Genomic DNA, 22,223 nt, shown 5'->3' on the forward strand with positions numbered 1-22,223 from the left:
GACCGGACGCGCTGCAGATTTCTAAAATCTTCAAGTATTCCCTGGCATTCAAGGTCGATGTGCCGGCCAAGGGCCCAAACTGACCAGAAGAAGGGTGTCGTGTTGATTGTGCGTTACGCTGCCAGGCGCATTGCCGAGCGAGGGCTGCGCGTGTCTCGGCTGCTGGGCCGGGTTGCGATCCTCTGGGCTGTGGCCGGTCTGTACGTGGCGCATGGCACGACAACGCTGCGGGTCGGGGTATTGAACACACCGCCTGCACTTTTCATGTCGCCGACCGGCCAGATCAGTGGCCTGCTGGGTGAACTGCTCCAGGACATCGCCAGGCGTGAAGGCTGGATGCTGCAGCCACAGGCCTGCCAGTGGCGTGTGTGCCTGCAGAAGCTGCGCGCCGGCGGGCTCGATCTGCTGCCCAACGTGGCCTACAGCCCGAGTCGGACCCACACGCTCAATCTCAACAAGGTGACGGCCTACGAACGCTGGACGAGGCTGTTTGTGCGGATCGGCGAGCCACTCGATGTCATGTCGGCTGTGGCCGGCAAGCGGGTGGCCGTGCTCGACGGCTCGATCCAGGCCAGTCGCCTGGGCGCTCTGCTCGACGAGATGGGGCTGTCCGCCGTATTGGTGCCGGTGGCCGATCTGGAGGCGGGTTTTGCCCTGGTTCAGGCCGGTCAGGCCGATGCCGTGCTGGCCAATGATCTTTTTGGCGCCCCGGCTGCCAGGACGTATGGTCTCGAGGCATCCCCGATGGTCATCCTGCCCGTGCAGATTCATTATGCCGCGGCGAAAGGCGAGCACGCGGACATTCTGGCGCGCATCGATCATTATCTGTCAGCCTGGCAGGCCGATCCACGGTCGCCGTATTTCGAGCTGCTCGCACGTTGGGGCGTGAGCCTCGAGGGTCCGCGGACGCCGGATCGGCACGATCACTGGCCTGTGGACCTGGCGCTTTCGGGGCTGTTGCTGGCATTGCTTGCGGGGCTGTTCCTGTACCGCTATCGCGCGCGCAGGCTGATTCGTTCGCTGGCGTTGAATGCAGCGAAACTCGATGCGGCACGCAACGAAATCGACAAGCAGGCCCGGCTTCAAGTGCAGATGCAGCAGGACGCATTTCAGGATCACCTGACCGAACTGCCGCGCCGCCCGGTGTTGATCAGCCGGGTGGAGCAGGCTATTGCGCTGGCATCCAGCGGCGAGGCGCTGGCGGCCGTGCTGGTGTTTGATGTGTTCGGCTTTGGCAAGATCAACGACACCTATGGCCAGGACGCTGCCGATGCGGTGTTGCGTGAAATCAGCCAACGCCTGCTCGCCGGGACGCGGCCGCGCGATACTGTGTCACGTACGGCCGGCGATGAATTCACCGTTCTGCTGACGACGCTCGGCGGCGCGCGGGACACCGCCGAGCGCGATGCATTCAACGTGGCGCATGCCCTGTATCAGGCCCTCAGAAATGAGCCCGTCAGCGTGGATTGCGAAAAAATCAGCCTGCACATGTGCGTGGGGTTCACGATGATAGCGGCGCAGGCCGATGCCGGCATGATCCTGCAAGAGGCGGGCATCGCCGTGCGTGCGGCCGAGGCGGCGGGCGGCGATCAGATCGTACTGTTCAGCCCGGCCCTGCAGGCGGACATCACCGAGCGCCTGGCGCTGGAACGCGACCTGACGCTGGCCATTGAACAGGGCGGCCTGAGCATGCATGTTCAGCCGCAGTTCGATCGCAGCGGCCAGGCCGGCAGTGCAGAATTGCTGGCGCGCTGGGAGCACCCGAGACGCGGCACGGTGTCACCCGCACGGTTCATCCCCATTCTGGCCAACATCGGGCTCATTCTGCCGTTCACCCTCTGGACGCTCGAAGTGGCCTGCAAGGCATTGCACTCATTGTCAGGCACGTACACCCTGTCGGTGAACATCAGCCCGCATTGCCTGTTGCGCCCGGATTTTGTCGATTCCGTGCGCGCCGTGATCCGCGAGACGGACGCCCCCGCCCACCGTCTCATCTTCGAGATCACCGAAGAAGCCTGGCTTGGCGATCTCGATCTCGCGGCGCGCAAGATCTTTGAACTCAGCTGTCTGGGCATCCGGTTTTCACTGGATGATTTCGGCTCGGGCTACACCAATCTCAGCTATCTGCGCCGTCTGGCCATTTACGAGCTGAAGATCGATCGCAGCCAGATTGCGGGCTTGCCGGACGAAAGGGACAGTCGGGCCATCGTGCACATGATCCTGGGCATGGCCGGGCAGCTGGGCCTGCGCGTGGTGGCCGAAGGCGTGGAAACCGAAGCACAGGCCGATTACCTGTTTCAGCATGGCTGTGATGCCTTGCAGGGGTATCTGTATGCCCGCCCCGTGCCGCTGGATGCCTGGCTGGCCGAACGCCATGCGGCCATCGAGATGTCCGCGCCATGACGCGCGCGCCCAGGCCCCTGCGCATCCGCCTGAGCCACGCGCTCATGCTCCTGGTGATGCTGGCGATCATCCTGACCCAGCTGGTGGGCCTGCTGGGCACCCGCAATGCCCAGCGCGACCTGCTCATCGAGGCCTCGCTCGACACGAATGAGTCCTTTGCCCTGAAGATTGCACAATCGGCATCCGAACTGCTGCAACGGGCCCAGGGCGATCTGGCAGACGTGGGCGAACTCATGACAGGCAGCCAGATGAACCATTTCGTGCTCGAGTCCGAGGTGGCCCGCTTGCTGAAACTGCGCCTGGGGTTTTCCATCGTGGCGGTGCATGATGTACAGGACCACTTGCTGGCCATCGCGCTCAAGGATCCCGCACAGCGACCCTACCATCATCTCCAGTCTCCGGACATGAGGCGCTTGCATGAACTGCGGGAGGCTGGCGTGAGCCCCGCCTTCACGACGCCCGATGGCCGGTTGGCCATCATGCTGGTGCAGCCTCTGATGGATCGAACCGACCAGTATGTGGGCTATCTGGCGGCAGCCGTCTATCTGGATGACGATGGGGGTTTGCAGCGCCTGGTGGGCAGCACCGCATTCAGGGACGATACCCAGCTGCTGGTGATCGGCCGGGCGGGCCGCCTGCTCTACGATTCTCACCCGGGGCATGTCGGTGAAGGCGGCCTGGACGATCCGGCCATCGCGCAGGTGTACCAGACGCGGCAATCGGGCCGGCTGATCCATGTGGATCACGATGGGGTCGAGCGTGTGGCGGGCTATGCCTATGTGCCTGAAGCGCAGTGGCTGGTGCTGGTGCAGCGCCCATTGCGTTCGGTCCTGCAGGGGCTGAATGACCGCATTCTGGGTGTGTTGCTCGACCTGCTGCTGCCCACTGCGTTGCTGGTGCTGCTCGCGTGGTGGTCCGCGCGCTGGATCGTGCGCCCCATCGGGCATCTGGCGCTCCTGGTGGAAGGCGGCATGTCTGGTGATCTGTCGCAGTCCATCGGGCGGGTGCGGTGCTGGTATACCGAGGCGCAGTCCTTGCAGAGGGCCCTGTTGGCCGGGATCGGACGCGCGCGCCGGACGATCAGGCAATTGCGCGAGGCGGCCCAGGTCGATCCAATGACCGGCCTGGGCAATCGTCGTGGGCTGGAACAGATGCTGGCAGCCCTGGTCGCGCAGCAGCAGGCGTTCGCCCTCGTCGCGCTGGATATCGACCATTTCAAGGTGGTCAATGACACCTACGGCCACGCGGTGGGGGATCAGGTGCTGATTGCGTTTGCCCGTCTGGTCATCGAAGTGGTGCGTGCCGATGACACGACGTTTCGCGTGGGTGGTGAAGAGTTTCTGGTCCTCATGCCCGATGCCGATATGCAAGATGCCGTGCAGCTGGCCGAGCGCCTGAAGAGCCGCCTGGCGGCGCAGCCGCTGCTGCCTGATGGCAAGGTGCTCACCGTGTCCGCGGGCGTGGCGGACTGGCGACTCGGCCTCAGCGTGCTGGCTGCCCTGGAGAGCGCGGATCAGGCGCTCTACCGCGCCAAGCGGGCAGGACGCAACCGGGTCGAAGCGGCGGGCTCTTCAGGAAAAAGTGGGAAACCGGAAATCTGACCGCGGCCGTGATCCGCTGCTTTGTTCTCGGCCGATGGGGATCGGCTGCAAACGGGCCCAGGAGGAAGACGGGGCGACAGGCCTCAGTGCGGCGCGGAAGGCCACACCCCGGTCATGACCGCCTGCGCCAGCGAAGCCGGTGTCAGCTCTGCCGTGGCGCCACGGGCTGCCACACGCCCGGCTTTCAGAATCACGACCTGATCGGCCACCTGGATCACGTCTTCCATGCTGTGGCTGATCAGCAGTACGGCCACGCCCTGGGCCTTCAGGTGCTGAATCAGGGCCAGCACCTCGGCGGTTTCGGCCACGCCCAGCGCTGCGGTGGGTTCGTCCATGATGACCAGCCGGGCCTCCCAGCGCAACGCGCGGGCAATGGCGATCGCCTGACGCTGCCCGCCCGAAAAACCTTCGACAGGGCGATCGACGTCGGTGATCCGTTGATGCAGGCGCTGCAGGTACTCCAGCGCCTGGGCGCGCATCGCGGCCTTGTCGAGGATATGGCAACCCGGCAGGATGCTGCGCCGGATCTCCGAGCCGATGAAGATGTTCTGCCAGACGCTCAGTTTCGGGGCCAGCGCGAGATCCTGGTAAATGGTGGTGACACCATTGACCAGGGCATCGTGGGGCGAGCTCCAGTGTACCTCGCGCCCGTTCAGGCGCATGCGGCCCGATGTGGGAGGATGGGCGCCGGAGACCACTTTGATGAGCGTGCTCTTGCCCGCCCCGTTCTCGCCGCAGATGGCCAGAACCTGCGCGGGCTGGACGTCCAGGTCGACACCCATCAGGGCCTGGACGCCACCGTAGCGCTTGACGAGCTGTTGCAGTTCCAGGATGGGCGCCATGCCGTATGGGTTACTTCAGATGTTGCGAGACGTTGTTCGCATCGATCAGTTCGGCATCCATGTACAGGTAGGGCCCTTGCTGGCCCATGTCGGGCAGGGGCTCGCCGGTCTGGGCCCGGGCGATGGCATCGAATGCGGTAGTGCCCATTTTCTCGAACGGAATGGCCACGGTGGCCATGAGCAGGGACTGCGGATCGGCAATGCGACGGTAGGTTTCGGCGCCACCATCGATACTGACCAGAACCGGGTGCCCCTTTTTGGCGCCTTGCTGCTGCAGCAGGTCATCGATGATGTAGGCCTGGCCATCGAACGAGGCCCAGATCCCGTCTACTTTGCCCTGGTTCTGCAGCAGCAGGGCGCTCATGCCCGCCTTGACGTCGTTGCGCCACGAGGAGGGGCGCGCCATGGTGTTGGCGCCCAGTTCTTTGACCGCAGGGTTCTCGCTCAGGACCACGTCGAGGATCTTGCCGCGGATCCGTGTGCCGGCGTTGCCTTCGTAGCGTTCGGTGAGGATGTTGCCGCGATAGTTGAGGTGGTCCATCAGGTACAGCGCGGCCGTGGCCCCTGCGGCGTATTCGTTCACGGCGATATCGAACAGCACGTAGGGGCTGGTGCCGCTCATGACGGTGACCACCGGGATGCCGGCTTGCTGGGCGGCCTTGAATTGTTCTTCGGCCTGCAAGGGCTTGCCCATGGCGACGATGATGCCGGCAGGTTTGGACAGGATCGCGGTCTGCAACTGCTGGATGTGGGTGGGCATGTCGCCCTTGCTGTTCAGGATCTGGACTTCCCACCCTTGGGCGCGCGCCGCGTCGGCCGCCGCATTGACGACGCGCGCGTGGGTTTCGGAGGACATCTGGAAGCCGATGATGTCCACCGTGGGCTCAGCCGAGGCAACGCCGGACAGGCCGGTGATCAGCAGCAAAATACCGGTAAAGCGTGACAGAAAAGCAATCATGGGAGTGTCCTCGAGTGAGTGCATGCAATGAATCAGAGGGAAAAGGCCGCCTTCTTGAGCACCGAGGCCGAAGACGCCACCGACAGCACGATGATCAGGCCCAGTAGAATATCCTGGACATAATACTGGATCCCCATCAGTACCAGCCCGTTGCCGAGCATGCCGATCATCAGGGCGCCGACCAGGGTGCCGGGGATGTTGGGGCGGCCAGGTTCGAACATGGTCATGCCCAGCAGGACCGCCGCGATGGAGGTCAGCATCAGGTCGCTGGCAGAATCGGGGGCCGCCGAAGCCAGGTTCGAAGTCATGAGCACGGCCGTGATGCCGGCTGCCAGGCCCGACAGGGCCAGGCCGATGATCTTGATGCGCCGCACATTGACACCCGCCAACCGGGTGGCCTCACCGGCCTCGCCCGTGGCCAGCATGCGAAACCCGAGACGGGTCTGCTTCAGGAGGAACAGGGCAACGAGGCTGGCCACCCCCAGCCAGAAGATCAGTGCCGGAATGCCCAGCAGGGTGCCCCGGCCAATCCAGAGGAAGCGGGGGTCCCATTGGCCGACGAAGGCAACCCCTTCGGTGATCATGAAGGAGAATCCCGTCGCCACCGACGCCGTGGCCAGCGTGGCGATCAGCGAGGGGATGCGCAGGAATGTGACCAGCAGGCCGTTGAGCATGCCGGCCCCCGCGCCGACGGCCAGGCCGGCCAGCACTGCGGTTTCAGGGGAATGCCCCGACTGGATCAGGCCGCCGACGACCACGGCGGCCAGGCTGCAGATGTTGGCAAAGGACAGGTCCAGTTCGGCCACCAGCAATGCGAGGGCAAACCCCATCCCCAGCAGCGCCATGAAAGTACTGCGCTGGACAATATTGCTGAGATTCTGCAAAAGGAGAAAATTGGGCGCCAGCAATGCAAAGGCCAGAAACAGCACGACCCCTGCCAGGCAGGTTCCGTAGCGGGCCAGCCAGGTGTGCCAATCGAGGTCAGCAACGGCCATGGCGGCGGTCGAATGCGGATTGAACCCGCTGGTAGAAGACAGTTGTCATGCGGACAGGGTCTTGTGCAGAAGAGAAGAAAACCCGGCCAGCCGACCTTCGAGATAGCGCGAACGCGCTGGATCAGGAAGAATCGACCGGCTGCGTTGCCGGACTGCGTGTTGTGCGGCGGTCAGAGTGGGATGATAACCAAGTGCCACGGTTGCCGCCAATGCGGCGCCGGCAAGGGCCGATTCGGGGTTCTCGTCCACCAGGATGGGTCGTGCGAAGGCATCCGCTCGCATCTGGCACCAGTCGGGCAGGCTGCAGCCCCCGCCGCCCATGTGAATGGTGGCATCGGACGTGCGCAGGCCGATTTCATCCAGGGCCAGCCGGTGCGCCAGGGCCAGCCCTTCGACCACGGCACGTGCAAAGTCGCACCGGGTGTGCGATTCACGCACGCCATGGAAGCTCGCCGACAGGCTGGCATCCCACCAGGGCATGCGTTCGCCTGAAATGTATGGCAGGCACAGTGGGGGCTCTGACGCGGTCGACTGGCGCGCGGCGGCCAGGGTGGCGGCCGGATCGTCCGTATCCAGGAAACCGCGCGCGAACCAGGCCAGCGTGCCCAGCCCGGTCTGACACGGGCCGCCGATGTGCCACAGATCGCGTGTCCAGCGCAGGCACACCGCACCGCGTGGGTGCCTGGGTTGTGCGTGGAATGCGCCCATGGCCTCTGATGTACCGGAAATGTCATACAGGCCACCTTCGTGGATGGCGCCCATGCCCAGCGTCGCGCACCAGGTGTCGAAGCTGCTGACCGTCACGGGCACACCCGTCAGGGCAGCCAACCCGGCAGCTGGTGCAGCGCGCACCTGGCCCAGCAGCGTATCGGCCGCTCGCGGGCTGGGGATCACGGTGGCAGCCATGCCCAGACGTTCCAGGATTTGCGGCACGGCGACGGTATCGGACCACAGCCGGCCGTACACCACGGCATCTGTGGCCAACTCGCCTGTCAGGCGAAAGTTCAGCCAGTCCTTGAGCTCCAGCATGGCCCGGGGTGCGTGCGCCTGGTCCTGCGTCCATTGCAGCAGGCGGGCCAGTGGATGAAATGCCCCGAAACGCAGCGTATCCGATACACCGTACGCCGCGGCCACTTGTGCGGCGCAGGATTCGCCGTAGGGATCGTCCCAAAGCACCAGTTGATCCGCTGCCTGTCCGTTGCGATCCAGGAATACGTGAGTGCGCGTCAGGCCGGTGAGCGAAAGCGCCAGGATCGACGACGGCGCTTCGGGATGCTGCAGCAAGCGAAACAGCAGGTGGCATACGGCTTGCCAGACCCCTTCGGGCGTCTGCCGGGGAATACGCACGGGCGAGTCTGTCGCCAGGACCTGCCCCATGCGTCCGTCGGCCTGGACCCAGGCGCCTTTCAGCCTTGTGGAGCCCAGGTCGATGGCCAGCACGGCGGCGCTTGAATTGGAAATGGACCGTGCGGGTTCGGTTTTCAATGCGGCGCGCCACCACGGCCGCCAGACCGCTCCAGGCAACGCCGGAATGCAGGCAGGTGGCGTTGTTGCGAGGCATCGCGCAGACGTTCGAACACCATGAGGATGTCACTTCGCCGGGTGGCCGCCATGAGCCGCTGATAGAGGCCGGCATTGGCGATTTCGGCGGCCACTGCCGCCTCGCAGGCTGCGCGTATGCTGTCATGGCGCGGTGCCCGGCCAATCCAGGTGTTTTCCGGGAGGTCGATGGCATAGGTACGAAACAGCACGCTCAGGGCCTCGATATGGCGCGCTTCCGCAGCCCGGATATTCATGAAGGGGTTGATTTCGCCAAAATCCTGAATGACTTGATCGTAGCTTGCCCAGGATTGGTATTCGTCATCCAGCGCATCGTGCAAGGCAGAAACTTCGGCGGCGGAAAGTGCAGTCATGGTCATCTCCTGATCATGCGGCCGGTCAAGTCGGCCTCTTCTCCCTATTGTCGCCCGGATTGACGCCGTTGTTGCCGCTTCTTTTCCACGTGTTGCAGTGTGGTTTGCCCTGCGCCTGCCGGTTCGGTTCTGCGGGATTCGGCATGCTAACATCCAGAACCGTATGCTTTCACTCTGGGGCTCGCCTTGACCCGTCGCCAATTGATTGGCCTGATCCTGCTGACGCTGATTTGGGGGCTGAACTGGCCCGTCATGAAGGTGGGGCTGCGCGAGATGAGTCCACTGTGGTTTCGTGGCATCACCATGGCCGGCGGCGCGCTGGCCCTGGCGGCGTATTATTCCCGCCATGCAATTCCGCTGCTGCCGCGGGGGGCGGGCCAGTGGCGCAGCGTGATGGTGCTTGGCCTGCCGAATGTGGCGGGCTGGCATGGCCTGTCCATTATCGGGGTGTCGTTCCTGCCCGCCGGGCGGGCAGCGATTCTGGGCTTTACCATGCCGGTGTTCACCGTGTTGCTGACGGTGGTGTTCTATGGCGAGCGCTTCACGCGTCGTCTGGCTGTGGCGGTTTCGGCGGTTCTGCTGGCGATTGTGCTGTTGCTCTGGAACGAACTCAGCACTCTCGCAGGCAGCCCGGTGGGCATCGCCTGGATGCAGGGCGCCGCTTTTTTCTGGGCGCTCGGTACAGTATGGATGCAACGCGCGCGGCTGACCATCGGGCCCGAGACACTGGTCATCTGGATGCTGGGCACATCGTCGGTGGTTCTGATGCTGATGGCTGCAGCGATCGAGCCGCTGCCGCAATGGCACCTGAGTGCATTCATGTGGGCGGTGATGATCTGGTCGGTTTTCCTGAACTACGGCGCCTCGCAGGTGATCTGGTTTGCCCTGGCCCGCAACCTGCCGGCGTCCACCAGCGCCATGAGCGTGATGGCGGTGCCCATTGTCAGCGTACTCAGCAGCACGCTGATTGGCGAGTGGCCCAACTGGCAGGATGCGCTGGCCATGGTCTGCGTGGTGGTTGCAATCAGCGCGGTATTACTGCGACGCAACAACTAAGATGCTGCGCCCGCCGGGTCGATGGCCTGCAGCCCCCATGGCCATGCCTGGGCCTGCGGCATCTGGCGCACGATGTCCTGCAGCGCCGTCTGCAGCATTTCTTCGATCACCGGATGATAAAAAGGCATTTCCAGCAAGGATTGGGCTGTTTCGCCGCGCTGTATCGCCCAGGCCAACAGATGCGCCATGTGTTCGCCACCCGACGCAACCATGCTGGCCCCCAGCAGGCGGCCGCTGTCACGCTCGGCATACAGGCGCACCAGGCTGCTTTCCGCCGACAGGATACGGGCGCGCCCGTTGCTTTGGCCGGTGACCGTACCGATCAGGATGGCCTCGGGATCGAGCTGGTCGAAACGGGCGCCGACGCTGGCCAGATCGGGATCTGTAAAGGCAATGGCCAGGCTCACCTTGCGCTGGAAACGGGCCGGGCGCGCCGGGCGGGACGCATTGAATCCGGCAATGGCACCTTCGTCGGACGCTTCGTGCATGAGAGGGCGGTCGGCATTTGCATCGCCGGCAATGAAGACGGGCAGGTCACCGATCTGCAGGCTTTCCGGGTCGAACACCGGCAGGCCGCGCGCATCGGTGGGGAACCCGGCTTCGACGAGGTTCAGGCCATCGACGTTGGGACGGCGCCCCAGGGCTGCAAGCAGCAGGTCCACCTGCACGGACTGCCCGTGGGCCTGCATGAGCACGCCATTGGTCATCGCTTCGAGCCGTGTTTCAGTTTCGAGCCAGAGGGTCATTTCGTGGCGGGCCAGTTCGAGCGCGCGCGCGGCGACTTCAGGGTCGGCCGTGCCGGCCAGCGCTGGGGCGATATCGGCCCCAATGACGCGTACCCCCAGACGGGAAAGCGCCAGACCGAGCTCCAGCCCGATGGCCCCGAGGCCCAGGACACCCACTGAGGCCGGCAGGGTGTCGAGCTCGAACACCTCGTCGGTGGTCACGGTATGGCGACGCACCGGTTCGAGCCAGCCGGGCAGCACGGGGCGTGATCCGGTGGCGATCACCACACTATTGGCGCGGATGTGCTGCGTGCCGGCGGGCCCTTCGATTTCGACCCGATCGGGGGCCAGGAAGCGGGCCCGCGCCTGGATCAGCCGATCGCCTGCAGCGCTGCGCGCTTTGTCTGTTGCGCTGCCGGCGAACTGATCCCGCAAGCGACGCAGATTCTGCCAGGTGCGGGCGCGATCGAGCGCCAGGGCTTCGACCCCGGTGGTGCCGATCTCGCGCAGGGCAAGGCGTGAACGCCAGAGCGCGCCGGCGTGCAGGGCAACCTTGGAGGGCATGCAGCCGACCCGGGCACAGGTGGTGCCCAGCGGGCCGGGATCGACGAGCAGGAAATCACGCTGCGCGCGCCGCACTTCGCGCAAGGCATACAGGCCGGCGCTGCCTGCGCCCAGGATGAGTACATCAGTACGAATGTCTGTTTTCACCGGTTTCTGTCCTGTCAGTTGCGGGGCATCGCAGCGGGTTGCCGGCCGCGGCACCGATTTGAATGAGGCATTGGCGATTATGATAGCAAGTTCACACGTCGCAAGTTCACGCATCCGGGCCCCTGTGTGGCTGCATGTGCGTGCCGGCGCAAGAGGACCCATCACCATGGCAGGACATCACCCAGCCGCTTCGTCCGCGTGCAGGCTGGAACAGCCGGGATCACGGCTGTTCGGCCTCGAACTGGAAATGATTCCCGTACATCAGGCCTCTGGCACCAGCATGCCGGTGCGTCATTATTTCCGTGCCCTGCATGCGATCAAGCGCCGCCATGGGTGTGCCCCACGCTCCGAGCGGCTTGCCGGGCGGTGCGTGGGGCTGCACACGGCGGTGGCCGAGTGCGGTCTGGACAACGGCTTCAACCTGCTGGAAACCGCGTTGGCACCCGTACGGTCCGACCAGGGGGGGCTGCATGAACTGGCACGCAGGGCCCATGCCGAGCTGGCCGATGCCTTGCAGGCACTGCAGGCGGATCAGGCCTGCATCCTGAGTGCGTCACAGCACCCCGATTGTGCACGCGATGCGCAGTGGTATGCCCAGGTCTGCGTGCCGCGGGCGATCTATCGCGAACTGCGCGACTATCGCGGCTGGCATCACGCCGAAGGAATCGATGCCAAGGCGCAGAACGGGGCCAATACGTCAGTACCGGTGGCCCGTGCCGTGGATGCCCTGAACGTGAACATCGCCTTTGCCGCCGTTGGCCTGGCTTTGTTTGCCAACAGTCCGCTCGAGTCGGGCCGGATCACCGGGCTCAAGGAAACGCGCACGCTGCTGTGGCCACGTGCGCTCGCCGCGGCGCGCTTTCCGGGCGATCGCAAGCTGTGCACCCGGCCCGCCCGGCCATTTCGTGATCTGGCCGATTTCTTTGGCTGGATGTTCGGGCCCGGGACGGTTTCGCGCGGCCTGCCGGTGCATCCCTCCACGGATTACAAGGGCGTGCAGACCCTGTTGCTCGACGGGAACCCCTGTCTGATGACCGTACTGTGGGCGGGTCGCTGGCGCGGTCGCAGTCTGGATGGCCAAACGGCACTTGATCTCGAGATCGGCGCGCATCATTTCGAGTATTCGCAAATCGGTCAATTCCTGGATGCCCGGCTGCGCTACCGCTTCCAGACCTTGCCGTCCCTGCCTGACTTGCGGGCTGCATGGCGGGCGCCCGGCGGGCTCGAGGCATTGTTCACGGCCTGTGGTGCGCACATGTACATCGAGGGGCGCATACCGGGAGCCGGTTTTGCCGATGCGTGTCTGCTGGAAGAGGCGGGGGCCGGGGTCGCCCGCAGCATGCTCATGGCTCCCATGGCCGTGCAGGCCGGCCTGCTCGCCAATCTGGATCAGGCGGTGGCCCTGATGCACGACTGGGGCTGGCAGCGTCTGGGGGCGCTGCGCCAGGCTGCGTTGATGTCCGGTCTCGAGGACGGGCAGGTACGGGCCCTGTGCGCAGACGTTCTGGCCGTCGCGCGCGCAGGGCTGGACCCGGCGGATCGAAGCTGGCTGGCCTATGCGGACTTCGTCCTGCACACGCAGCACAACGCGGCCGATCGGCTGCTCGAGACCTGGCGCGCTGCATCGGGTGACCGGTCACGGAAACTGGCGGCGGTGGTGGCGCGCCACGCAGCGCTGGATCCGGTGCAGTATGGTGCCTGATCGGATCACCGGTTGCCCTGCTGCCAGGCAGGGGATTCATAGACTTCGTCGGCGGCCAGCAGGATGTCGACCGGCGGGTTGAAGCCAATCTTGCGCGCCGTACCCAGATTGAGCGCGATCTTCGGGGGGTCCACCCATAATTGGATCAAGCGTCGGGGTGAGGCGCCGTTCAGGATACGCGCCACGGTTTCGGCGTGGAATTGCCCCACGTACGACATATCGGCCTTGGCGAGGCTCAGCAGCAGACCGGCCGCCACCTCTTCGGAACCGGCCATGGAAAATGTGGGGATGCGGGCCTTGTTCAGAATGTCAGCGATGGCATGGATGGATTCTTTTGTCACGCCCCGATGGGTGGTCACGTACACGGCATCCACGCCCTGGTTCGCAAGATCTGCGTAGCAGCCTGTGGCGTTGGTGATGGCTGTGGCGGTCGGCACGCTGCTCGATACGGCATGACACGGGATGATCCTGAAGCCCAGTTCCTTGCTGACCTGTTCGACGGCATCCAGAGCGGCATAGGTTCGGCCCGCCGGGCTGTCTTCGTATACGATGCCCAGGGTCTGAAATGGCACGATGTCATGGAACAGCCGCAACTGACGCTGATAGCGTTGTGGCTCGACACGCGCATGCAGGTTGTCGCGCCCGCTGTCCTCTACGCTGTCGATGATGCCCGCTGCGATCGGATTGCTGGTGGAGCCCACCACAGTGGGCACCGGCGGGCCGATGGCGCGCATGTCCTGGCCGGCCCAGGTGCCCATGGCGAGGATCAGGTCGATGTCCCCCCGTGTGGCAATGCGCTGTGCAATGGCATCGCGGGTGGGTTCGCGCTGCGCCGCGTCGAAGTCGCCTGGTTGCCACCAGGCGTCGGCGACGAATGTCAGGTCATCGCCTTTGGCGTGTTCACCCAACCAGAGCCACAAGGCCTTGCCGTTCATGTCGGTGGGGATGTCGTCATCCAGAGCCAGCCAGCCCAGGCGTTGCAGCCCCTGGACGATGACGCGCAAGGTGCGCGGATATTCGGCGTATTCACCACTTTCCAGATAACCGATGCGCCAGGGGCTGCCATCGGGCTTGCGCACGGGGGTGGTAGGGTAGAGGCGTGGGGCCGCGGCGGATGGCGTGGCGGCCACGGGGGGCGCGGCATCGGCAGCCTGCGCCGTGGGCGCGAGCCCGGAAAACAGGCTCACAGCCATGAGCAAGGCAATCAGGGTGCGTCCAATCATGAACATGTTCTCTTTGCAGCAATGACGGTAATGTCGTCTGATTGTTCCAGACCCCGTGCGAATCCGTGGATGTCATCCAGCAGGGCATCGGTCAGGGCCCGGGCGCCCACCCCGGATGACCGGGCAAGAATGCCGTGCAACCGCGCCTCGCCATAAAGGGTGTGGTCGGGCGCCCAGGCTTCGGTGACCCCATCGGTGTAGCCGAACAGGAGCTCCCCACAGCCCAGTATCGTGTTGAAGGCCTGATAGGGCAAATTGCCCTGTACGCCACAGGCCGGCCCGCTGCGCCCTTCCAGCAAGCGTACGTGGCCATCGGTGGCCACGATGCCCGGTGGCAGATGACCGGCGTTGGCCCAGGCCAGCTGACCGGTGGCCCGGTCCAGGACACAGACAAGCAGGGTGACGAACATCATGTTGGGGTTGTGTTCGGCCAGGCGGTTGTTGATCCGCGCCACCATCTGCCCGGGGTCGCTTTCATCTTCGGCCGATGCGCGCAGCAGGGTTCGGGTGACGGCCATGAACAGGGCTGCGGGTATGCCCTTGTCGGATACATCGCCAATGGCCAGGCACAGGCGGCCATCGGGCAGGACAAAGTAATCGTACAGGTCGCCGCCCACTTCGCGTGCGGGCTGCATGGTGGCGTGCAGATCGATGTTTCCGAGTGTTCCGCTGGCAGGTTCCTGTGGCAGCAGGCCCATCTGTATCTGGCGCGCAATGGCCAGTTCGCTCTCGAAGCGTTCGCGTCGGGACGTCTCGTCGAGCAGACTGGCGATCTTTTCACGCAGTTGCTGGTCCATGTACATGAAAGTGGCCGCCAGGCGGCCGACCTCGTCGGGTTGTCTGTGTGGCAATTGCGCGATGTAGGGCGGAATGTGGCCCGCCTGCTGCAGGTCCTGTTCGGGCAGTGCTCGCGCGAAATCGCTCAGCTGCCGCAAGGGGCGGCTGATGCGTGCGGACAGCACCCATGCGACCGCGAGCGAGACGAGCAGCACCAGCAGAAAGGCCAGACCCAGGCGATCGCGCAGAGCCCGCGCTGGCGCAGTCAGGTCATTTTGCGGCACGGCGGCCACGATGGTCCAGCCGAGCGGCTTGAACCAGGCCGTGCTGATCTGCCAGGGGTTGCCGCGACCTGATTCGTCGAATGTGAAATTCTCGATGTGGCCCGACTCGCGATGCCGCATGATATGTTCGCGCAACGTCGCGCTGCCGTCGATGTCGTGCGCAACCAGGAACGCGTCGTGACCCGATGGTGGGGCAGAGACCAGTTGGCCTTCATCATCGAGGATGAACACAAATCCCGATTGGGCCAGCCTGAGTGAGGCCAGGGCGGCGCGCACGGACTGTTCCATTTCCTTGCGCCGCTCGTCGAACTTCTGCTCGACCTGGCGCGCATTGCCGGTGATGGAAAACACCCAGTCCCAGGGCTCGAAATAGCCAAAATAAGCGTACATCAGGTCACCCTCGATCGGGTCGCCCCCGATCGGGCTGGCCACCGGCCAGCGGTAAATGGCAAAACCGTGACCGGTGATTCTGGCTTCGTCATGCATCGATGCCGCGAGCGCACGGCCTTTGTAGTCCTGCAGGCGCGACAGGTCGGCACCGACCCAGTCCGCCCGGCCGCTGGCGATGATGGTGAAGGTGTCGTCAAACGCGAAGCCGAAGCGCCCGTCGGCCATGTCCAGTGTATTGATCCAGGCCCGCGCCTGGGCCTGGGCCGCGGGCGTGCCGATCACGCCAGTACGGGCCTGCTCGGCGTACACGGCCAGCACCGACTGTACGGTGGCGCCGAGTTGCAGCAACTGGGCGCGGCCGCTGCGCACCGTGGTGATCTTGTCGGTCAGCAGGGCCCCCCAGCGGGCTTCGCTGTCGTGCAGCAGCAGATCGAGGATATTGCGCACGGCATGCTTTTCGCTGGCCACCACGGTGTGGGTCACGCTGCGTTGGGTGATCAGCAGGACCGCCATGGCGCCCAGCAGTGTGGTCAGGCCCACCAGAAGAAAGATTTTGCTGCGCAGTGAGCGTGGCCGCATGAGCAGACCCCGGAAGGAAGAGAAGCGCTGGAAGCAGCGAATCATGCCGAAGGGCAGTGGGGCCGTGGCCCCGGTGTGCCCAGCACGCATTGTAAATTATCATGGAGGCCGCTACCTGTTGCTGCCGGCATTCCGCCGGCCCCGGTGTGCCCAGCGAGCTGAGCATGTTGCAGCCCCATTCCTCGCCCTACGGACGCGGCCGGTTTCGAGCCGTCCTCGTGGCCTGTGTGCTCGTGCTGCTGTTGTCCCAGGCATTGATCGGGGCATTGAGCCTTTCGGCGCTCAGGCAGCTGTCACGCGAGAACACGGCCGAGCGCGTCGGGCTGTCCGTGGACCAGACAGCAGGCGAAATCCGGATCGGCATGTCGCTGGGCAAGCCGCTGGAGCAGTATTTCGGTCTGCCTTTGCTGTTGGCGGGCCTGCACGACAGCCTGCCGGACCTGCAAGGCGCGGATGTGGTCCTGGCCAACGGCGATCGTCTGGCAGCCACCGGCGACTCGTTGGCGGGCACTGGGGTGCTGAAGGCCCTGCAGGGGGCAGGGCAGGGCGATCCGTCAGCGGCAGTCCGCATGCTGGGGTCCGGGGCGGCCTGGCAGGAACAGGAGGGTCGGCTGGTGGTCGCCGCAGCATTGCGTGATGCCGCCGGTGCCTTGTTGGGGGCGGTACGCGTGCAGGTGCCGGCCGCAGTTCCCGACCGGGGCACACTGATCGCCGACAACCTTCGGGCATTGGCCCTGTCCACCCTGGTCGCCTTCCTGTTGCTGCTGTGGTTGTTCCGTCCTGCCGTGATACGGCAACAGGAGGCCGATGCGCGCCGGTTCCGGCTGCTGCTGCCGCTGCTCGTGCTGCTGCTGGCCCAGGGGCTCTATATTGCGCATACCGTGCATGCATTTCGATCGAGCTGGCTCGATGTCGCACATCAAAATACGCATGTTGTGGGCAGCCGCCTGCAGGCCGACCTGAATCGCGTGCTGTCCCATGGCATCGCGGCCAATGCGATGCGCGATGTCGAACGACCCATGGCACGGCTGGCCGCAGCCTTCCCCCTGATCGATGAAATCGGGTTGATCGATGCGCACGGCAACTGGCTGAATCGGGCCAATGCACAGGGTGCCCTGCCGGTCGGGCCAGATGATCGGGCTCATCCGGTCGATTTGTCTGCGCACGCCACCCGCCATGGCAACACCTTGTTGTTTGCACTTCATGGCCGTTCGCAGGCACCCGTTGCCTACCTGCGCATTGTCCTGAACGACCAGCGCATGGCAAAGGACACCTGGGCACGGGTGCTGGACGCAGGTACGGTCGTGGTCGTGGCCCTGGTGGCCGTGTTCGAGCTGCTGCTCCTTCTGGCCATGTTGATGGATCGCGCGCTGCGGGCACGCGAACACGCCGCGGCGACCGACGGTGCGGGTCACGGGGATCCAGTGCATGCGGGGCGTACCGCCCGGCCGGTCATGTTCGGCTTTCTGTTTGCCATGGCCATGCCCGTGAGTTTCCTGCCGCTGTATGCACGTTCCCTGTTGCCGTCCGCCGCACGGATTCCCGGTCTCGAGATCCTGTTGGGCCTGCCCATCGCGGCCGAAATGGGCTGTGGATTCGTTGCGGCCTTGCTGGCCGGGCGCCTCGCCGATCGCCGCGGCTGGGTCCAGCCCGTGCTGGCTGGCCTGCTGATCGCCATGGCGGGCAGTGTGGCCAGCAGTCTCGCGCCTTCATTGCCCTGGCTGGTGGTCGCGCGGGCACTGGCCGGACTCGGCTATGGCCTGACGTGGATGGGGCTGCAGGCCTTCATCGTGCTGCTCAGCCCGGCTGCGCACCGGGGCCGCAATATGGCCATCGTGGTGGCGGGGCTGTTTGCCGGCTATTTGTCCGGCGCGGCTGCGGGCGCCATGCTGGCGCAGCAACTGGGCGCACTGGCCGTGTTCCTGCTGAGTGCCGGCCTGCTGGCGCTGCCATTGTTCGGCGTGTTCTGGCTGATGTGGCCCGATCGTGACACGATGCCGGCGCGGCGATCCCGCCTGCATCGGCCCGGCGCTGCCGAGGCGGCGGGTGCAGCAGCCGAGGGGGCGTGGCGTGCCCTGTCCCGGCTGTTGCTCAGTCGTGATTATGGTCTCGTGCTGCTGGGCTCTGTCATTCCATTCTCCGTCGCCCAGACAGGCCTGCTCAGCTACGCCCTGCCTCTGTACGTGGAAGCTATGGGGGGGACGACGGTGAGCGTCGGTCGCATCATCATGCTATACGGCCTTTGCGTCATTTACCTGGGGCCACCGATGGCGCGAATCACCGATGGCAGTGCGCACCGGAAAACCTGGATCGTAGCCGGTGGCGTGCTGGGCAGCGCGGGCCTGCTGAGCCTGTACTGGATCGGTGGCATGGCCATGGTCACGCTGGCCGTTTTACTGCTGGCCATGGCCAGTTGCCTGGCCGGGAGCGCCCAGGTGGCCTACATGCTGCAATTGCAGCGTGTCCAGCGTCATGGGCTTGGCCGGGCCACCAGCGTGATGCGGGCGGCCGACAAGCTGGGGCAGATGCTGGGGCCCTTGCTGATGGGCCTGCTGCTGATGCAGGTCAGCATGGCCGTGGGTCTGGCCGCGACAGGCCTCATCTATCTGCTGGCGACGCTGGCATTCTGGCTGCTGGCACCACAGCAGGACGTCAGGCCACCTGACGATGCAGCACGCGTGCAGTGAGGCCAGTGCACAGTTGTGCCGGGATCATGCCGGCCCGATGGGCGACGTGCTCGATGGGCAGGCGCGCATCGCCCCAGAGCGTGACCGGGGCATGCCGTGGCGGACGCGCCTGGCCGGTGACGTCGATCGCCAGGGTATCCATGGTGACCCGTCCAATGATGCGCCTGAGCTGCCCACCGACCAGTACGCGGGCATCGGGCCCGGGCTGGCGTGGATAGCCGTACGCATAGCCGCAGCCGACCAGGCCCACCTGCATGTCATGCGGGGCCAGGAAATCCCCTCCGTAGCCCAATCGGGCCCCGGCCGCGAGCGCAAGAACATCGCGCAGCGGCGCCTGCAGGCGCATGGCGGGCTGCAGGCCCAGGGTCAGGCCACTCTGGTCGGGCAGCGGACTGATGCCATACAGCGCGATGCCGCTGCGCGCCCAGTGGGTGTGCCCGGCGGCCTCGGGTTCGAGCAGCAGCGCGGCAGAGTTCTCGGTGCAGACAGGGCCGGGCAGCCCACGTCGATGGACAGCGAAATATTGCCTTTCTTCGCGCAGCCGGGCCGGGTCTTCCGCACAGGCATAGTGGCACAGATGGCCGGCACCACGCACATGCCCGGTGCGGACCAGTTCGGCCAGAAGCCGATAAGCCGGGCGGTAGTCTGCCGGCCCGAAACCGCCGTGATTCAATTGCCCTCGAAAACGCAGCCAGGCGTACAGAGGCCGGCCTGGCGGGCAGCGACCGAGTTCACGCAGCGCGCGCCAGTCGTCAATGATCCAGTGTACGGGAAACAGGCCTGGATCATGGTCGCCGTCGGCCTCGAAGGGCGTACCCATGATGAGCAGTGGCTTTGTCCAACCCAGCCGTCGACACGCCAGTGCTTCCTGCAGGGAAAACACGGCGAGCCCATCGGCCTCCCGCAGCCCCGGATAAACCATGTGCAGGCCGTGGCCGTAGGCGTCAGCCTTGACGACAGCCCAGATCTGCGTGCCCGGTGCTGGCCGCTGGGCATGCGTGCCAGCCAGAAGATCATGCAGGTGCCGCAGGTTGGCGGCGATGGCCTTGGGATCGATCAGCGCCTGAACGGCATGCACATGGGGGCCGTGTTTCGGGGCGGTCGGTTCAGTGAGTCGGGACACGCTTCAAGGCCTTGGTACGCTGGCATGAACCACCAGTCGCAAGTGATTGTGGCGGTCGCGATGTTCGTAATGGATCTCATCCAGATAATGACGCATGAGCCGCAAGCCGTGCCCGCCCTGGCGGGCGTCATCGACGGAGCCCGCCAGCGGTGGCAACGCGATGCGGCTTGGGTCGAATGGCATGCCATTGTCGATGATATCGACCGCCGTACGGTCGGCGCCCTGAAGAATGCGCAGGTGGATGCGCCGCGATTCAGTGGCCGCATGGGTCTTGAAGCCATGCATCAGGATATTGCTCAGCGCTTCATCCAGGCACAGGGTCAGACGCCGCGTCAGCGATGCGCTCCAGCGGCCTTGCTCGGCGGTATCAGCCAGCCAGGACAACGCCTGGGCCACGACACCAGGCCTCGCATCGAGCGACAGCGTGGCCCTGACGCACAGGGTGGATTCGCTGCCATCCATGCCCGTCAGTGCGCAAAATGCAGCTGGAGATAGGCTGTGTCTCCGCGCTGGCCGCTTTTCAGGTTGTCGGCCAGGCGCCTGAGCAGTACGCCCGATACACCCGACAGTGTGCGCGCCATGGCGGCCTCGAAGGCGTCATCGTCGAGTTCCAGCAAACCGGCATCCACCGTGGTCTCGGGGCGGCTGACCGGCAGCGGGGCACCATCGTGCGTGAACTCGAAATCGAGATTGAATTCATCGAAAGAGCCCTTGATTTCGAGCAGGCGCCGGTTGTTCCCCGCGGCAACAATGGCTTCGGCCGCCTCGAGTGCAGCCTGCGCTGCCCGCCTGACGACATCGCGCCGGGCATTCCAGGCCGCCCCCTGGCCTTCGACGAAATCGGTGATCGCGCGTGCCATTTGTGCATGATCGATGTCGGCGAGGGCCAGGCGCGCGTGCTGTGAAATGCCCAGCCTGAAAATCAGATTCAGGATGATGGCCGTGAGGCCTGCCACGATGATGCCATTGCTGGCGATGAAGCGCACGGGCTCGGGCGCCTGTTCGGCCAGGCCTGGGTCGAACATGACGCCCAGGCCGGCCACGAAGGACAGGCCCACCATGAAAATGCCCCGGGCGTCCAGTGCGCGCGAGGCGATCAGTTCGATGCCGGAGACGATCAGGTATGCTGCTGCATACAGCCCGACCGCGCCAATGATGGAGCGCGGGATCAAGGTGAGCGCCAGGGTGAATTGTGGCAGGAATGCGGCGAGGGCCAGCAGGGCGGCGATCATCAGACCTACCCAGCGCGAGGTGGTCCGGCTGATGTGTGCAAGGGCGATGTTGGCGGAAGACACCGCACTGGGGTAGGCGCCCAGCCCGCCGGCCAGCAGGTTGCCCAGCCCATTGGCGCGCATTCCGGCACCGATCATCTGCATGTCGGGCCGGCGCCAGTCGCTGTCGTTCATCTTGTGCAACAGCACCACGCAGCCGAATACGTCGAGCTGGGTCATGAGGGACAGCACTGCAATGGCGATCAGCACGGTCGGATCGACAGCGAAGTTTGGTGCGGGCACGGACGGCAGATCGAATACCGGCGCCGCGGCCAGCTGCTCGAAACCCTGCAGATGCCCCAGCAGCCCGGCGAGCACGACCCCGACGAAAAGCCCGGCAAGCAAGGCGAACAGCTTGCTGCGCCGGTTGCCCCAGATGGACAGCACCATGATGACGGCCAGGGTGACCAGACCGACGAGCACATCGGTGCTGTTGAACTGGCCATGGCCGTCCATGCCGCCGATCTGCTCCAGGCCTGGCGTGATGAGCGACAGGCCGGCCACGCAAACGGCAACCCCCGCCACAGTGGGGGGCAGCAAGGCGCGCAGATAGGGCATCAGGTAGCCGGCGCAGATCGACACCAGGCCATTGACCAGGCCCACCAGCACCAGCCCGCCCAGACCGTACCTGGCCGTGACCAGCCCGATCACCAGGACCAGTATGGGATCGGGTATATGGACCAGCAGCAGCCCGGCGCCCAGCTTGCCGCCCCAGGATTGCAGAAAGGTCGCCAGCGCCATGCTCAGGATCGTGGCAGTGACCAGGCTGCGGGTGGCCTCGCCGTCGAGTTCGCCGATCTGGGCCGCGGCCAGAACATAGGCGATCAGGGCCAGGGCCGTGGCCATGTGCTGCACACCGAGCCCGAACAGGGTGGCGGTGGGCGGGCATTCAGCGTCGGCGTAGACGAGATCATGGGGGCGCCGGAAAGGCGGGGACGCGGGCAAACGGAGGCGAGACAGAAGTGTCATCCGGGGGCCTTGTT

The 22,223-nt window shown here is 65.2% G+C and carries 16 protein-coding genes; 5 read left to right on the forward strand and 11 right to left on the reverse strand.

Annotated elements, in window-relative coordinates:
• Positions 1–99 precede the first annotated feature (99 nt).
• A complete protein-coding gene (locus WCY17_RS00205; RefSeq protein ID WP_372700146.1) occupies positions 100–2,403 on the forward strand; it encodes a putative bifunctional diguanylate cyclase/phosphodiesterase in 2,304 nt (767 codons plus the stop codon).
• Positions 2,400–4,004 carry a diguanylate cyclase gene (locus WCY17_RS00210; protein ID WP_372700147.1) on the forward strand — a complete coding sequence of 535 codons (1,605 nt, stop codon included), beginning with the start codon at positions 2,400–2,402 and terminating at the stop codon, positions 4,002–4,004. Before WCY17_RS00205 ends, WCY17_RS00210 begins: the two co-directional genes overlap by 4 nt.
• A gap of 83 nt (positions 4,005–4,087) precedes the next feature.
• On the opposite strand, the gene WCY17_RS00215 is transcribed toward WCY17_RS00210, so the two are convergent.
• Genes WCY17_RS00215 through WCY17_RS00235 form a run of 5 tightly spaced genes read right to left on the reverse strand, consistent with a single transcriptional unit; the run spans position 4,088 to position 8,712 of the window.
• The gene (locus WCY17_RS00215; RefSeq protein ID WP_372700148.1) at positions 4,088–4,846 is read right to left on the reverse strand and encodes an ATP-binding cassette domain-containing protein; all 759 of its coding nucleotides are present in this window, start codon (positions 4,844–4,846) and stop codon (positions 4,088–4,090) included.
• A gap of 10 nt (positions 4,847–4,856) precedes the next feature.
• Entirely contained in the window at positions 4,857–5,804 is a 948-nt protein-coding gene (locus WCY17_RS00220; protein WP_372700149.1) for a sugar ABC transporter substrate-binding protein, read from the reverse strand.
• Positions 5,805–5,836: 32 nt separating this feature from the next.
• Positions 5,837–6,799: an ABC transporter permease gene (locus WCY17_RS00225; RefSeq protein ID WP_372700150.1), complete on the reverse strand. Its 963-nt coding sequence runs from the start codon at positions 6,797–6,799 to the stop codon at positions 5,837–5,839.
• Positions 6,800–6,844: 45 nt separating this feature from the next.
• Positions 6,845–8,239 carry an FGGY-family carbohydrate kinase gene (locus tag WCY17_RS00230; protein WP_372700151.1) on the reverse strand — a complete coding sequence of 465 codons (1,395 nt, stop codon included), beginning with the start codon at positions 8,237–8,239 and terminating at the stop codon, positions 6,845–6,847.
• Positions 8,240–8,280: 41 nt separating this feature from the next.
• A complete protein-coding gene (locus WCY17_RS00235; protein ID WP_372700152.1) occupies positions 8,281–8,712 on the reverse strand; it encodes a hypothetical protein in 432 nt (143 codons plus the stop codon).
• 186 nt (positions 8,713–8,898) lie between these two features.
• Between WCY17_RS00235 and WCY17_RS00240 the strand changes: the two genes are divergently transcribed.
• Complete coding sequence (locus WCY17_RS00240) at positions 8,899–9,768, forward strand: DMT family transporter (protein ID WP_372700153.1); 870 nt, start codon at positions 8,899–8,901, stop codon at positions 9,766–9,768.
• Here WCY17_RS00240 and WCY17_RS00245 read toward each other — a convergent pair.
• Entirely contained in the window at positions 9,765–11,204 is a 1,440-nt protein-coding gene (locus WCY17_RS00245; RefSeq protein WP_372700154.1) for a dihydrolipoyl dehydrogenase, read from the reverse strand. The two genes, WCY17_RS00240 and WCY17_RS00245, sit on opposite strands and share 4 nt — an antisense overlap.
• 247 nt (positions 11,205–11,451) lie before the next feature.
• Here WCY17_RS00245 and WCY17_RS00250 point away from each other — a divergent pair, with 247 nt between their 5' ends.
• Complete coding sequence (locus WCY17_RS00250) at positions 11,452–12,906, forward strand: glutamate-cysteine ligase family protein (protein ID WP_372700303.1); 1,455 nt, start codon at positions 11,452–11,454, stop codon at positions 12,904–12,906.
• A 5-nt stretch (positions 12,907–12,911) separates the two neighbouring features.
• On the opposite strand, the gene WCY17_RS00255 is transcribed toward WCY17_RS00250, so the two are convergent.
• Together WCY17_RS00255 and WCY17_RS00260 are read right to left on the reverse strand one after the other, a co-directional pair.
• On the reverse strand, positions 12,912–14,129 hold the full coding sequence (locus WCY17_RS00255) for an ABC transporter substrate binding protein (protein ID WP_372700155.1): 1,218 nt from the start codon (positions 14,127–14,129) through the stop codon (positions 12,912–12,914).
• Positions 14,126–16,159 carry a SpoIIE family protein phosphatase gene (locus WCY17_RS00260; RefSeq protein ID WP_372700156.1) on the reverse strand — a complete coding sequence of 678 codons (2,034 nt, stop codon included), beginning with the start codon at positions 16,157–16,159 and terminating at the stop codon, positions 14,126–14,128. Before WCY17_RS00260 ends, WCY17_RS00255 begins: the two co-directional genes overlap by 4 nt.
• Before the next feature lie 164 nt (positions 16,160–16,323).
• Between WCY17_RS00260 and WCY17_RS00265 the strand changes: the two genes are divergently transcribed.
• A complete protein-coding gene (locus WCY17_RS00265; RefSeq protein ID WP_372700157.1) occupies positions 16,324–18,846 on the forward strand; it encodes an MFS transporter in 2,523 nt (840 codons plus the stop codon).
• Here WCY17_RS00265 and alr read toward each other — a convergent pair.
• Genes alr through WCY17_RS00280 form a run of 3 tightly spaced genes read right to left on the reverse strand, consistent with a single transcriptional unit; the run spans position 18,812 to position 22,209 of the window.
• Positions 18,812–19,969: an alanine racemase gene (gene alr / locus WCY17_RS00270; RefSeq protein ID WP_372700158.1), complete on the reverse strand. Its 1,158-nt coding sequence runs from the start codon at positions 19,967–19,969 to the stop codon at positions 18,812–18,814. The two genes, WCY17_RS00265 and alr, sit on opposite strands and share 35 nt — an antisense overlap.
• 3 nt (positions 19,970–19,972) lie before the next feature.
• Positions 19,973–20,431, reverse strand: coding sequence for an ATP-binding protein (locus WCY17_RS00275; protein ID WP_372700159.1), 459 nt, complete (start codon positions 20,429–20,431; stop codon positions 19,973–19,975).
• A 5-nt stretch (positions 20,432–20,436) separates the two neighbouring features.
• Complete coding sequence (locus WCY17_RS00280; protein ID WP_372700160.1) at positions 20,437–22,209, reverse strand: solute carrier family 23 protein; 1,773 nt, start codon at positions 22,207–22,209, stop codon at positions 20,437–20,439.
• Positions 22,210–22,223: the final 14 nt, after the last annotated feature.

This window comes from Castellaniella sp. (assembly GCF_041677825.1).
In the GTDB taxonomy this organism is placed as follows: Bacteria; Pseudomonadota; Gammaproteobacteria; order Burkholderiales; family Burkholderiaceae_B; genus Castellaniella.